The sequence below is a fragment of the Streptomyces sp. NPDC004051 genome (genome assembly GCF_053604275.1).
In genome coordinates, this window is the sequence record NZ_JBSGHG010000005.1 from 16178 (window position 1) to 29818 (window position 13641).

Annotated in this window: 8 protein-coding genes and 4 pseudogenes; 5 read left to right on the forward strand and 7 right to left on the reverse strand. The window is 71.9% G+C overall.

Features of this window, described 5'->3' with window-relative positions:
* Positions 1-220: 220 nt before the first annotated feature.
* A pseudogene (locus ACWEQO_RS08330) lies at positions 221-1046 on the forward strand (PA14 domain-containing protein); the annotation flags it as partial.
* Between the two features lie 421 nt (positions 1047-1467).
* Here ACWEQO_RS08330 and ACWEQO_RS08335 read toward each other — a convergent pair.
* Positions 1468-1557: pseudogene (locus ACWEQO_RS08335) on the reverse strand (IS5/IS1182 family transposase); the annotation flags it as partial.
* 235 nt (positions 1558-1792) lie between these two features.
* Positions 1793-2320, reverse strand: coding sequence for a DUF6584 family protein (locus tag ACWEQO_RS08340; RefSeq protein WP_452980330.1), 528 nt, complete (start codon positions 2318-2320; stop codon positions 1793-1795).
* 615 nt (positions 2321-2935) lie between these two features.
* On the opposite strand from ACWEQO_RS08340, the gene ACWEQO_RS08345 reads away from it, so the two are divergent.
* Together ACWEQO_RS08345 and ACWEQO_RS08350 are read left to right on the forward strand one after the other, a co-directional pair.
* A complete protein-coding gene (locus tag ACWEQO_RS08345; RefSeq protein WP_452980333.1) occupies positions 2936-5650 on the forward strand; it encodes an ADP-ribosylglycohydrolase family protein in 2715 nt (904 codons plus the stop codon).
* A gap of 478 nt (positions 5651-6128) precedes the next feature.
* Positions 6129-6413 (forward strand): annotated as a pseudogene (locus ACWEQO_RS08350) (hypothetical protein); the annotation flags it as partial.
* Between the two features lie 337 nt (positions 6414-6750).
* Here ACWEQO_RS08350 and ACWEQO_RS08355 read toward each other — a convergent pair.
* The 3 genes and pseudogenes from ACWEQO_RS08355 to ACWEQO_RS08365 all read right to left on the reverse strand — a co-directional run.
* Complete coding sequence (locus ACWEQO_RS08355; protein ID WP_452980336.1) at positions 6751-7161, reverse strand: hypothetical protein; 411 nt, start codon at positions 7159-7161, stop codon at positions 6751-6753.
* 78 nt (positions 7162-7239) lie between these two features.
* Entirely contained in the window at positions 7240-7878 is a 639-nt protein-coding gene (locus ACWEQO_RS08360; protein ID WP_452980339.1) for a TNT domain-containing protein, read from the reverse strand.
* Positions 7879-8548: 670 nt separating this feature from the next.
* Positions 8549-9016 (reverse strand): annotated as a pseudogene (locus ACWEQO_RS08365) (helix-turn-helix domain-containing protein); the annotation flags it as partial.
* A gap of 120 nt (positions 9017-9136) precedes the next feature.
* Here ACWEQO_RS08365 and ACWEQO_RS08370 point away from each other — a divergent pair.
* Both ACWEQO_RS08370 and ACWEQO_RS08375 read left to right on the forward strand, forming a co-directional pair.
* Positions 9137-9751: a DUF1326 domain-containing protein gene (locus tag ACWEQO_RS08370; protein WP_452980342.1), complete on the forward strand. Its 615-nt coding sequence runs from the start codon at positions 9137-9139 to the stop codon at positions 9749-9751.
* Positions 9748-10506: a DUF2182 domain-containing protein gene (locus ACWEQO_RS08375; RefSeq protein WP_452980345.1), complete on the forward strand. Its 759-nt coding sequence runs from the start codon at positions 9748-9750 to the stop codon at positions 10504-10506. Before ACWEQO_RS08370 ends, ACWEQO_RS08375 begins: the two co-directional genes overlap by 4 nt.
* Positions 10507-10973: 467 nt before the next feature.
* On the opposite strand, the gene ACWEQO_RS08380 is transcribed toward ACWEQO_RS08375, so the two are convergent.
* Complete coding sequence (locus ACWEQO_RS08380) at positions 10974-12482, reverse strand: DUF4153 domain-containing protein (RefSeq protein ID WP_452980348.1); 1509 nt, start codon at positions 12480-12482, stop codon at positions 10974-10976.
* Positions 12483-12953: 471 nt separating this feature from the next.
* The gene (locus tag ACWEQO_RS08385; protein WP_452980351.1) at positions 12954-13640 is read right to left on the reverse strand and encodes a class F sortase; all 687 of its coding nucleotides are present in this window, start codon (positions 13638-13640) and stop codon (positions 12954-12956) included.
* Between the last annotated feature and the right edge of the window lies 1 nt (position 13641).

Genomic DNA, 13641 nt, shown 5'->3' on the forward strand with positions numbered 1-13641 from the left:
GCGTCGGCCTCGATCTCGCATGAGGAGCCGTCAGCTCGCTGACGGACCCTTTCGGCTCGTTCGAGGTGGAGATTTCTGCAGGTGGTCAGGCTGGTGGCCCGACTGTCGCGTCGGGTGGGCGCCGGCCCACGTCCCCACGGCCGTACAACCAACACCCCTGCTCGCACGTCGTGATCGGGACGGCCTCATCCGCCGTCCCGATCCTGGACCAGAGGACTGGATGAACCCGGACAGACGCACCACCTCCGCGGCCGCGACCGCGATCGTGCTCGCCACCACAGGCGGCCTGCTCACCGCCGTCACCACGCCCGCCTCCGCCGCGACCGCCTGCGCCTCGCCGGTCTACAAGCGGCAGTTCTTCGCGAACACCACCTTCTCCGGCAAGCCGAAGAAGACCGACTGCGACTCCAAGATCGACCAGAACTGGGGCACGAAAGCCCCGGCTTCCGGCCTGCCGGCACACCACTTCGGTGTCCGCTGGACGGTGACCCGCGACTTCGGCTCCGGCGGCCCCTTCTCCTTCCCGGTCGAAACACGTGACGGCATCCGCGTCTACCTCGACGGCGTCCGCAAGGTCAACCTGTGGAAGAACGTCTCGACGACGGTGAAGAAGACGGTCAACGTCACCATTCCGTCCGGCAAGCACACCCTGCGCATCGACTTCGTCAACTGGACCGGCGCCGCCAACGTCAAGTTCAGCTACACGCCGCGGACCTCGTCCACCGTCGACAAGGTCAAGCCGCGCACCCCGACGGGCACCACCGTCACGTACGACACGGCGACCGGCAAGGCCAGGATCACCTGGTCCAAGAACAAGGAGATGGACCTCGCCGGCTACCGCGTCCACCGCCGCCTCAAGGGCAGCGCGTACCCCGCCAAGCCGCTGGCGACCACGACCTCCACCTCGTACACCGACACCCCGCCCCCCACCGGCCAGACGTACTACTACGAGGTCCGCGCGGTCGACAAGGCCGGCAACGAGTCCGTCGGCACCGCCGACCAGGGCGTCACCACGCCCGACCGCACGGGTCCGGCGGCCCCCACCGGGCTCACCGCGCACGGCGACCTCAACGGAATGGTGCTCGGCTGGAACGCGGTGCCGGACGCGGTCGCCTACCAGCTGTACGAGAGGAACCCGGCCACCGGCTCGTACACGCTGGTGGAGAAACTCACCGGCACCTCGTACACGCACTCCGTGGGCCACGACGAAACGCCGCACACCTATGTCGTGCGCGCCCTCGACGCGGCGGGGAACCCGGGCCCGTACTCGAAGCCCGTCACCTCCGACGGCATCGACCGCGCGGCCCCGGCCGCGCCCGTGAACCTGCACGTGACACCGGGCCGGGCCAGGGTGCTGCTCACCACCCAGCCTCTTCGTCGACCCGTGAGTCATGGCGATCCGCTATGGGTCGACGGAACCCCAGAGTGGTTGAAGACAAGAAGAGAATCTGCGTCAACTCCGGGGCGGCAGTCGCGAAGGATCTTCCCGGTCCTCATGGGCGCGAAGACGTGCTCGACGCGGGCGCGGACCTGCTCGGGGGACTTGTTGTGTGTTTCCCCGGTCGGCCCCTTCAGGCCGCATCAGCGCCCTCGCGCCGCAGTACGGTCACCGGCTTGCCGAACAGGCGAGGGCTCGGCCCGGTGAACGGGGCCGTCCAGGACGGCTCCGAAGCCGTGATCCACACCAGACACCGCGAGATCGTTTCACTCGTCACCGGGGTCCCGTTCACGGCGGTTCCGGACGGCCTCACGAGCCTCGAGCGGCGCTCCTCACCAGCCCTGGTGAACCGAGTCAGTCGAAGAGGGCAACGAGTCCGTTCACCCAGATCGCGAGGAACACGAGGGCCGCCACCAGGCAGCCGACGCCCGCCAGCACACCGCCGACCGTCCACGGCTCGGAGGGCGCCTCGTGCCCCCCTTCCGGGTTGTCCCGGTAGGAGGCGGGGTCGTCCCAGTCGACGGGGCGCCCCATCTCCTCGGCACAGGCGGTCCGCACCGCGACCAACTGCCCCTCCGCGAAAGCGGTGGCGGCCTTCGCCTCGGGGCCCTGCCAGGCGAGGGCCTTCATCCGCCACCCGGGAGACCCGTACCGGGCCTCGAAGGCGGCGGTCTCGTCGGCGTTCCGGTCCTCCTCGAGGTACATCCAGCGTCCGGCCTCGGCGGCGTCGCCGTAGAGCCGGTACACCTCGGCCAGACGACGGCGGAGCGTCAGGTCGTGCGGGAAGGACGAGATAAGACCGCGCAGGCGCTGGCGCGCGACGGGAACCCGGCCGGCGGCCAGGTCCGCATCGGCTCGGGCAAGAGTCTCTTCCAGGGGCATGAACGCATGATCGGGTACCGCACTGATCTACGTCGACCTGGTTTCTTCGCTCGGCATTCGCTCGCTCCTGACGGCGTCGGCTGAACCTCACCGGGACGGGGCACCGCCAGTCACGGGGCAGCCGTCCGGAGTACGGGCCGTACTCACCGATCGGCAGGTGCGATCGGTGAACTCCCAACCAGAGTAGCTCAGTTGCACTCTCGTCACGTAAGACGCTCCACCGGAACGGACCGTGCCGCGAAGGCACATCCCGCATACCGATCACGACTCGACACGCTCCCCGGCCGAGCTCCTTCAGGGACATGGCCACGAGGTCGGTGAGAGCGGCCGCCATCGGCCGACGTGGCCTCCCTCGCCGTTCGACCGGGCGAGTTCGCCACACGAGTACTGCCGTGAACCCCTTCGCCTCCCGTCCTCACGAGAACTCACTATCGTCCCCTTGACGATAATCGAGGTGTCGTGTCAATCTGGCGCAGCACCAGACCGCCGATGAGCCGACCTTCTTCAGCCTGCCGGTTGCGGCTGTGCCTCCCCCGACTGCTCACGCCTGGAACCGCTGTCCGCCCGCCACTGCCCGGCTCGCAAACGTGCACCGCCGCACCCCATGGAGGCCTCATGGTCCACGCCCGTAAACCCCAGCCCTGCTTGGACTCCCTGGGCGCCGACCGGGCCGCCGGCGTACTGCTCGGGGCAGCCGTAGGCGACGCGTTGGGCGTGCCCTACGAGTTCGCGGCAAGGCTGCGCGAGGACCAGCAGCCGCAGATGATCGGTGGCGGGCTGGGGCCGTACGAGCCCGGCGAGTACTCCGACGACACCCAGATGCAGGTGTGCATCGCCGATGTGGCGGCCACCGGGGCGGACCTGCGCACCCCCGAGGCCCTCGACCGGATCGCCGCTCACTTCCAGCAGTGGCTGAGCGGCGGCGCCACTGACGTCGGCTCACAGACCCGCACCGTCCTGGACGTCGCCCGTCGGGCCGGCGGAGCGCCGGGCGCGGCGCTGTCGGAGGCCGCCCGCGGCTTCACCGCCGGCAACGACCGCGCCGCCGGGAACGGCTCGCTGATGCGCACCGGGATCGTCGCCCTCGCCCACCTGGGCGACGCCGCGGAGATGGCCGAGGCGGCCGTCGCGGTCAGCGCGCTCACCCACCCCGATCCCGACTGCGCCGACGCCTGCGTGCTGTGGTGCTCCGGTATCCGTACCGCGGTGCTGGAGGGCACCTTCGACGGCGTACGCGCCGGACTGGACCTGCTCCCCGCGGAGCGCCGAGCCCTGTGGGCCGAGCGGCTGGACGAGGCGGAGGCCCACCCCCCGCACCACTTCGGCAACAACGGCTGGGTCGTTCACGCCTTCCAGGCGGCCTGGTCGGCCATCGCGCGCACGCCCGTTCCCGAGCTGAGCCCCGCCGGGGGCAGCTTCCCCGCCCAGCACTTGCGTCTCGCCCTGGAGGCGGCGGTCCGGGCCGGGACGGACACCGACACCGTCGCGGCGATCGCCGGCGCCCTGCTCGGCGCGCGTTGGGGCTGCTCCGGCATCCCGCTGCAGTGGCAGCAGGCCGTCCACGGCTGGCCCGGCCACCGGCAGGCCGACCTGGTCCGGCTGGCAGTGCTCACCGCCCGCGGCGGGAGCGACGACGCCGCAGGCTGGCCCTCGGCCGCCCGCATGCCCGCTCCGGCCGGTGCGCCCCGCGGCTTCGCCGTTCCCCACCCGCACGACCCCGGGGTGGTGCTGGGCAACCTCGCCCTGCTCCAGGGCGGTGAGCCGGTCGACGTCGACGCGGTGGTGTCGCTGTGCCGCATGGGCACGGACCCCGTCCTGCCCGGCGCCGACGCCGAGCACGTGCGCGTCTGGCTGGTGGACAGCGACGGGAACAACGCCAACCTCCACTACGTCGTCGACCAGGCCGCCCGCGAGGTGTTGCGGCTGCGCCGGGAGGGCAAACGGGTCCTGCTGCACTGCGCCGCCGGGCAGAGCCGCACCCCCGCCGTCGCCGCCGTCTACAGCCACCTGGCCACCGGGATCGACACCGAGACCGCGCTGTCCGACCTGCGCGAGGTGCTGCTGCACGGCTGGCAGCTGTCGGCGCACCCCGAACTGCACGACGCGGTGCACGCGTTGGCCACCCCGGCGGCCGGCGGCGGCACCTCTCCGGTGCGCCGGCCGCGAGAGGTCGGGGAAGTACGGGGGGAGCGCGACGCGGAGCCGGAGCGGCAGACCGAGTTCCTGAAGGAGAAGTGGGCGGCCTCGCGGGTGCGCGGGTTGCTGCTCGGGCTGGCGGTGGGCGACACGCTGGGCGCGGCTCGGGGCAAGCTGCCGGCCGAGGGTACGTTGCGGGCCGGGGTCAGCACCCAGCTGGCCTGCTTCACCGCCGAGGGCACGATCCGTGCTCTCGTACGCGGTGACCACAAGGGCATCTGCCACCCGCCGTCGGTGATGTGGCATGCCTACGGCCGGTGGGCCGCCCTGCAGGGCATGGAGGTGGAGCGGATGCGGCGCCGCCGGGGCACGGCTGGTGACGAGCGGTGGCCCGACGGCTGGCTCGCCCAGGTGCCCGTGCTGGCGCAGCGGCGAGGTTCGGCACCGGCGACCGTGGCCGCCCTGTCCAAGATCGAGCAGGGCACCGTGGAGAAGCCGACGACGACCAGCCGCGGCTGCCATGCGCTCACCCGTACCCTTCCTGTCGCCGTGGTTTTTGCCGGGAGAGGCCCGGAGTACGGGGCGTCGCAGGCCCGCGAGATCGCCGCCCTCACCCACGGCGACCCGGCCGCCCGGTCCGCCGCCGCCCACGCGACCGTGCTGCTCGCCCACTGCCTGACCAGCACTCCCGAGGCGCAGGAGGCCCGGTTCGCCGGGCAGCCGCAGGTGCGCCAAGCCCTGAGGGACGCCATCCACGCGCTTCCCGACGCCGACCCCGGCCTGATCACCGAGGAACTCGAACAGCTCACCAGGGCACTCGAGCAGGCCGACCGGCATCCCGCCGACCCGAAGCGGCTCGCCCACCTCGCTCCGGACGCCACCGCGCCCTCGGCGCTGCTCGGCGGCCTGTACGTCGCCGCGTCCTTCCAGAAGCGGGAGCAGGTGGACGCCGCCCTGCGCTTCGCCGCCGGAGCGCCGGACGGCGACTCGGTGGCCTGCGTGACCGGGGCGCTGCTCGGAGCGGTCCACGGCGCGGAGGCGCTGCCCGTCGACCTGGTGAGCCGCCATGAACTGGCCTGGGTGCTCGACATCCTGGCCCGCGACCTCGTCGCCCAGGTCGTCGACTCTCCCAGCGGCGGCGGGTACGGAGGAGGATGGGACCCGTACTGGTGGGACCGCTACCCCGGCTGGTGATCCGCCGAGCGCCCTGAGGGCTTCCCCGAGGCCGCCCTCGACCAGCTCCTCGCCTACTGCACCACGTGCACCCGCCCGCAGGCCACCTCATCTACGCAAGGGAAACGCCCCGCACGCCCCCTGACCGCCTGACCGCCTGACCGCCTGACCGAGTGAGGGGCCGGCCAGAACGCATTCAGCACACATAAGGCCGGGAAACCACGTGAACGTTTGAGAACTGCAGAGGGATGTTTTCCCAGGTCAGCCGTCCTGCGGTCAACGTTCATGCAGGTCACGGACCTGGCCGGGGGAAACTCCTCAAGTGGGTGTCGCAGGTTCGAATCCTGCCGGGGCACCACGCATTACCGTTCTGACCTGGGGTTTCTCCCCCAGGGAGGCGCTCTGGTCGGCCCTGGGCTCCTCGTCCGGGGCCGTTTGCGCGAGCGGTGCGTGAGCGGATGGGGAGGTGGTCTCCGAAACTTCTCCCAACGGATCAGGCCTCGGCGCCGACCCCGCCGACTGCCTGCCGGTATGGATGATCGCCTTCCATGACCAGGCCGAGCTGGGGCCCCTCGCTCTGTCGGCGTACCTGGCGCTCGGCGACTACCCGACCGCCGAGTACCACGCCCACCGCCGCCTGTCTGCCCTGCGGCCCCCCATGGTCCGGTCCCGAGCCGTCACCACCACCCGGCTCGCACACGCCCAACTCGCCGCCGATGTCGTTACGGCCACCGCGATGAAGGTCCCCGTCGGCACTGCCACCCGGCACATCGGGCAGAGCCGGCCGTCAACGGCCTCGCCGGTCCTCACCGTGATGATCCGCGCCGTCTGAGCAGCCGACATCAGGGGGTGCCCTCAACGACGTCCACCACGATCACGGATCACGGATGCCGTTGCGGAAAAGGAAGACGAGTACGCGCCGAACAAGCAAGTCCGGGTGCGGGCGGTAAGGACGCCGTGTCGGGATCGGCCATCCGTAGGGCCTTGGCCGGGCGCCGGCACGAGAGAGCACATGCCCGGGGGAGCCGCGCTGGCGGCGTCCGACGCTGACGGTCGGCGCCCGAGACCGGCGTCCGACGGCCATGACGCCGCCGGTCCGCAGACACCCCGGGGAGACCGGCTCATGGCGTGGGCGGCGGCTCCGTACGACCCTCCTCGGCGGCGGGACTCTCCTCGGGGTGTCTGCGGGCCTCGGCGAGGGCACGCTCGAACTCCTCACGGGCGCGCCGCTGGATGCCGTCGCTGTCGTGCAGCAGCGCGTCGATTTCCGCGGGCGTGGCCGTGACGGGCGGCGGTCCCTCTGCGGTCAGGCGTTCGTGGAGCCACCGGCACGCCCGGTCCTCGGCGGGGAACCGTTCCAGCACCTCGCGGGTACCGCGCTCGTGGATCCCCACGACCCACTGGCCGTCGCGCTCTTCGAGGAAGTAGCGATCTGTGACCGGGCGCCGCCCGTGGGTGCAGCCGGGGATCTCGTAATACGCCTCCGGGACCCCGGCCGCCCGAAGGGCCTGACAGAGCTGCAAGCGGTCCATGAAGCCAGTCTTCCACCAGAGCGGGAGCAGGGTCCGGCACCGGGCGAGACCCCGCACGCCGAACCCTGCTCCGCACCGTCACCGGGACTCGGCCCGTACCCCGGCCGGCGGCTCCTGCTTCATCGGCTTGGTTTCCGTGTACGGGACCTTCACCCGCACGAGGGTGCCGTTGGCGACGAGTGTGCCCACGTTGGCGAAGGGGAGGGTCGGACAGACACTCGAAGACGTGGCGTACTGGATGCCCCCGCCCGGCTGCTCGAACGCCGGAGCGGCCGGTCCCGCGCACACGGTGACGTCCTTCGCCACCTTGTACAGGTGGTAGTCGTACGGGTAGCGCGGATCCTCGGTGTTGAGGTTGGACGGCGGGATGGCCCGCTCCCCGTACTTCGTGCCCGCGGGGGCAAGGAACCGGCCGTTCTCGTTGCCGAACCTGTCGAGCAACTGTCCCGCGTGAAGCTTCAACGACGCGGCGATCGGTTGCTGGTTGCTGTCGAGCGCGAAGCCGTCGGGGACCGGGTATTTCCAGTTGCCCTGCCCCGCGTCCGCGGTGGGGTCCCACCAAGTGTTCAGAAACTGCACGGCGGTGAGGCCCCCGAGCCGGTCGTAGCCCTCGAGGATGTCTCCCACCAGCCCGCGGTCCGGCAACCGCTTGGGGCCGAGCCTCCAGTCACCGCAGAAGTAGAACGAGCGGTAGGAGACCGGGATGGGGTACGGCACCAGCCCCTCGCACACACGCGGCGCCGGGTGGTTGTGTCCGTCCCCCGGTCGTCCGAGCGGCCCCGTCTTCCGGGGTGCAGCCGGGTCCGACCGGTCATGCCCGAGTGTTCCTGCCCGGCCGCTCTCCTCGACCGCGGGCGCGGCCGAGGAGACGGAGGCACCCATGACCAGGGAACCGGCCAGGCCGACCACGGCCGCGAAGCCGGCACACCTTGCTGACGATCTCAACAGACCTCCCATGTGGCGTGTGTCCGGCACCCACCAGACATGTCCTGAAACATCCAGAAGAAGGCAGAACGACGAGATCACTAAAACCGTGGAGTCAGGCGAGGGCCAGCAGACGCGCCGGGCCTACGGCCGAACAGGGCCCGCGCCGAAACGACCCGTCAGGCGGCAGCCGGTTCGCACATGGCCCTCCCCCGGTCTCCTCCCCGTCCGGCGGCTGACAGCCCCACAGATCAGCACGGACCCCGACCAGCGCCAACCTGCACCCCCTACGCCGGCTCGGCCACCCCGTCCAAGGGAGCGGGCGGCTCAGCGGTGGAGAGGGGAGCGGGGGTGTGGCATGCGCATCTCCCACCGCTCCGTCATGCAATCAACGGCATGTCCCTCCGAATGCACAGCGCAAACTGCAACGGTGCTTGCAGCCAGCACTTCACCTGGCTGCACCGCCTCCCCCGACCCGCCCAAGTCGGCTGCAGGCGCGGGCCACCTCCATCCACAGGGCAGCGCGTCGCTCGAGGACCGGGATGTGCCGGCGTCTGAGAGGGCGGGCCGCCCGGAGGGTGAGGCAGGCGTCGCCGAAGGCCACCAGGGCGCTGAGCTCGTGCAGGGCGACGTCGGTGGGGCCGAGGGTGGCCCAGGCATCGGGTCGGTCGAGAGTGACGTACCGGAAGACTTCCTTGGCCTCGGTGAGGAGTTCCTTCGCAGCCGTGCGGTCACCACCGCTGCCGACCGCGGTCACGCCACGCAGAAGCAACAGCCCTACAGCTGCGAGGCGCTTCGGGGAGCGCCGGCCGTAGGAGCCGGCGAACTGGTCGGCGGTGCACCGGGCAAGGGTGACGGCTTCGGTGGTGTGCTTCTCGCGGACCAGGGCGTGGGCCCGGACACGGACGCCGGAGGCGAGCACCACCGGGTCGAGCGGATCTGCGCGACGGGGGTCGTCGGGAATAGCCTGAAGAAGAGCGGCACCGGGAGGGGCGGCCCCTCCCGGTGTGTTCCCTTCGCCGGAGGGGACGCGAAACAGGGAGGAAGAGTCATGCCCTGGAACCTGAACGGCACGTACCTGGAGAGCTGCAACTGCGACGTGGTGTGTCCCTGCACCACCTCGGGTTTCGCCGCACCGGCCGACCACGAGCGCTGCCAGGTGACCTTCGCGTTCCACGTGGACAGCGGGAACGTGGACGGCGTGGACGTCTCCGACCGCAGCGTCGCCGTCTTCATCGACGGGCCCCGGGTGATGGCCGAGGGCGGCTGGCAGGTGGCGTTGTACGTCGACGCTTCGGCCGACGACGGTCAGGCGGGGGCGCTGGGGAAGGTCTTCTCCGGCCAGGCAGGCGGGCCGATGGCGGCGCTCACTCCGCTCATCGGCGAGGTCCTCGGCGTGGAGCGCGCCCCCATCGACTACCACGACGACGGCCGCCGCCACGCCGCGCGGGTGGGCGATGCCATCGACATCGAGATCGAGGACCAGGTAGCCCCGCAGTTCGGCGAGGACGGTCCGGTGATGGGCCTGACCGGCATGTTCCACCCGGCGAACAGCACGCTGACGATCGCCCGGTCCACCCGGGCGACGGGCGACGGCGTGTACGGCCGGTCCTGGGACTTCACCGGCGGCAACGGCCACTCGGCGCCCTTCACGTGGTCCGCGTGACCGGTGGGCCGGTCACCGGCCGCCGCAGGGCGGGCCCCGCCGGGCTGCTGCTGGTCGCGGCGGCCGCCGCCTGGGTCTGGGCGGTGACGCGCTGGGGCGGCATGCAGGCGATGCCCGGCACCATGGGTCTGGGCCTGTCCGCTTTCCTGGCCGTGTGGACGCTGATGATGGCCGCGATGATGCTGCCCGCCACGGCGCCCGTCGCCGCTCTGTACGCACGCACCATGACCGTGCACCGGGCGCCGCGCATGGTCGTTTTCACGGTCGCCTACTTGCTCGTCTGGGCCGCGGCCGGGCTGCCGGCGTACGCGCTGGCCGTCGGCCTGGGCCGGGCGGCGAACCTCCCCGCCGCCACGGGGACCACGGTGGCCGCGGCCGTGTTCGCGGTCAGCGGCGTCTACCAGCTCACGCCCCTCAAAGACCGCTGCCTGGCGAGATGCCGTTCGCCGATCGGGCTGATGCTGCGCTACGCCTCGTACCCGGGGCCCTCGCGCGATCTGCGTGCCGGAGCCCACCACGGGGCCTTCTGTCTGGGCTGCTGCTGGTCGCTCATGGTGCTGCTGGCGGTGTTCGGTCTGATGAACCTGTGGGCCATGGTGGTCCTGGCCGCCGTGATCACCGCCGAGAAGCTCGCTCCGGCCGGCCGCCTGGTGGCCCGCACCGTGGGTATCGCCTCGATCGCCCTGGCTGTCGCCGTCTTCTGGGTCCCGACGCTGGCTCCGGGCCTCACCGGTGGCGGTATGGCCGGGATGTGAGAACGGTCCGTTCCCCGGCCCCGTCCCGCAGCAGACGTGGTGGCCTTGCTTTGCAGGTGGAGTCGGACCACCACGTCGTACGTCGCCGTCTCGCCGGTCGGACACGTACGCAGAACGGATTCGGCGCATGTGCGGCCGGGAAGCCGCGCGAACACGTGAGAACCACGGAGGGTTGTTTCCCCGGGCCAGGCACCGTGCGGCCAACGTTTTTGCAGGTCACAGCCCCGTCCGGGAAAACTCCTCGAGCGGGTGTCGCAGGTTCGAACCCTGCCGGAGGCACAGCGGACCGGAGGAACAGCGGAAAGGGCCGGCTCAGGAGGGGTTTCCTCCCGGGCCGGCCCTCCGTCGGGTTCGGAGTCGTGCCGCACGCGTGCCACTGGGGTCCACGCGGAGTCCACGTCTCCTGGCCGGAGGCCTCTTCCCCGCCCTCGCGGATCACGGCCCCGAGCCGGTCCGCAACGGCCCGGTCAGCGGTCGTGCTCGAGGCTCTCCCCGATGCTGTCGCAGGTGCCCGGGTCGGTCGTCACCGGCGGCCGTTCCTCGAGGATCTGCCGGGCCCGAACCTCTCCCCAGCTGATCTCGTACCAGGACGCCGTTGCCGGACCGAGCCCCCGCGCCAGGGGGCCGAGGACGCAGGACCGCATGGGCTCCTCCAGTCGGTCCAGCGCCGGGACCGCGTCCGCCGAGAGGTCGCGCGCGTAGTCCAGGTCGAGCTTGTGGGCCTTCTCGTAGCGCCGCACGTTGTTCTCGGCGATCAGCCCGTCGGGGGAGGCCAGGCCGAAGGCGAGGACCCCGGCAGCGGCCGACGCGGCGACGGCGCGGGGCAGCCGGCGTGCGCCCAGGACTCCGGCGACCATGATCAGCAGGATGACCAGGCCGAGCCACAGCTCCACGGCCACGACGGAGATCCGCAGCCGGGTCAGCCCGTACGCCTCGACGTACATGTCCATGCGCCGTACCGCCGAAGCGACCACGATCAGGGTGAGGGCGCAGAGGGTGCCGAGCACTCCCCGCACCAGGTTCCGGTCACCGGGCCCGCCGCGTGGTGCCCAGCGCAGCGCGAGGACGATGACCAGGAGGGTGAGGAGCGTGGCGATGAGGAGCTGCCAGAAGCCCTGCCGCGCGTACTCGGAGTAGGTCTGGCCGGTCTTGTCCAGGACGGCCTGGTAGCCGCCGAACAGGACGGCGAGCTGGATGGCGTTGAAGGCGGCGAACAGCACGCACAGCAGGAGCAGGGGAAGCGCCCATTCTCCCCGGCCGCGGGCGCGGCCCGGACCGGTCCGGAAACTGTCCCACCACAGGGGGGCGGCGGCGCTGTGTGCCGCCGCGAGGGCCCCGAGGAGTCCGAGGGCGAACAGCACCAGCCGCCAGGGGCCGTCGCCGACGGACATGTCCGGGAGCAGCCTGCTCAGCAGGTCGGCGAAGGCCGCGTCGGCCCCGGCGAACAGTGCGCCGAAGACGAGGAGGAGGACGGCCGTCACGACCAGGACGCGCAGTGCGGAACCCACGTTGCCGGAGGCGTTGCCGGCCCGGGTGCGCAGTCCTCGCCAGCCCCACCCGGCGCCCTTGAACAACGAGTCGACCAGCCCGAAGGGGCTGAGGACGACGCCGGCCCAGGTCCGCGAGCCGTGGAGGGCGAGCGAGGCGAGTCCGACGGCGGTGGCCACGGCGAGGAGGGAAGGCCACAGGGCGGCGCGCAGCGCCGGAACCAGCAGGAGGGCGATCCCTCCGACGCCCCAGGCGAGCGTCCAGGGGCGGGCCCGCAGCCGGCCTGCCCGGCGTGCGGCGAAGTACGCGGTGAGCGTGGCCGGCAGGGCGACGAGGAACAGATTGACGCCCACACCGTCGTCGAGGAGCGTCATGCTGAGCACGCCGGTGGCGAGCGCCGCCCACAGGACGGCGGTGCCCACGGGGGCGGGCGATCCGCGGCGCAGGTCGGTGAACCAGAGGTCGTGGGCGTAGGCGCCCGCGTACATGAGGTGGGGGACTTCGCCGAGCTGCGTGTCCGTCGTCGCGCGCGACCTGCCCTTCGGTGGTGTTCCCGTCCTCCGCGCTCCTCCCGTGTCCGCGACCCCTCTCTCGGGTATTCGTCCCGACTGCCGTGACCGCTCAGGCGGTTCGGCGGGCTCAGGTGATTCGACGGGCACGGGCGATTCGACGGGCACGGGTAATTTCTCTGTCACGGGACCCCCTCCCAACCGGCCCCTGAACACACGTACTCGGGTACGTCAAGCGGGTACCGGTGTCGCTTGCGAAGCCGGCCGCCTTGATCGTCAGGGCGGCGTGCCCGCAAGGGTAGCGGGGCCCACGGGGGCGTCCCGCAGGAGTCGTTCCCCTCCGGAGTGCACTGCTGGGCCGTGTTGGGCCGTCAGGCCGTCGCCTCCGGTTCGTCGGCGGGGGTCCCGGCCGTTCGTCGGCGGGGGTCCCGGTCGTGGGCCCCGAGCCGGTCATCCCTGGCCGTGCTCCTGGACGGGAACGGCGTACACCAGCAAGTTCCGCTGGTAGCCGCCGTGTTCGCGGTCGTACGGGGGCGCGCAGGTGACCAGGGTCAGGACCGGCCGTCCGTGGCGCCGGAACACCTCGTCGGGGAGCCTGCCCTTGTCGACCACCTCACGGGCCGTCACCTCGTACCGCACGGGGGGCGCGCCCTCGCGGGCGACGATGGCGTCGTCGCCCTTGCGGAGTCCGTACAGCTTGGCGAAGGCACCCAGGTCGCCGGTGCGGTGGTCCACATGGCCGATGAGGACGGCGGATCCGGCGGGGGCGCCGGGCGCGGGGCCGTGGCGGTACCAGCCGGCCTGTCCCACGCCGTCGGGGATCTCCACCGTTCCGTCGTCCTTGACGCCCACGTCCTGGAGCCGGGCGTCCAGAGCGACCCGTGGAATGCGCAGCGCCGTCGGCTCGGGTACGGGGCCGGACGCGTTCTCCGTCTCGCCCGGTCCATCGTCGTGGTTCCCGGACGAGGCCCCGGCCGTGGGCTCCTGGGCCCGCGGCCGGGTGCCGAAGTCCGACGGCGCCGAGGTTCCGGACGGCCACAGCGACCAGAACAGCAGCGCCGTCAGGACGACGGCGACCACCGCGGCGGCCCCGACGGCCGCCGCGGTGGGCCGCCCGCCCCTGGGGGAGGAGCGCATG

Bases quoted from the DNA above. Each gene is read 5' to 3' on its own strand.
- ACWEQO_RS08385 (WP_452980351.1), bottom strand. From the start codon at position 13,640: ATGCGCTCCTCCCCCAGGGGCGGGCGGCCCACCGCGGCGGCCGTCGGG.
- ACWEQO_RS08340 (WP_452980330.1), bottom strand. From the start codon at position 2,320: ATGCCCCTGGAAGAGACTCTTGCCCGAGCCGATGCGGACCTGGCCGCC.
- ACWEQO_RS08355 (WP_452980336.1), bottom strand. From the start codon at position 7,161: ATGGACCGCTTGCAGCTCTGTCAGGCCCTTCGGGCGGCCGGGGTCCCG.
- ACWEQO_RS08370 (WP_452980342.1), top strand. From the start codon at position 9,137: ATGCCCTGGAACCTGAACGGCACGTACCTGGAGAGCTGCAACTGCGAC.
- ACWEQO_RS08345 (WP_452980333.1), top strand. From the start codon at position 2,936: ATGGTCCACGCCCGTAAACCCCAGCCCTGCTTGGACTCCCTGGGCGCC.
- ACWEQO_RS08380 (WP_452980348.1), bottom strand. From the start codon at position 12,482: ATGTACGCGGGCGCCTACGCCCACGACCTCTGGTTCACCGACCTGCGC.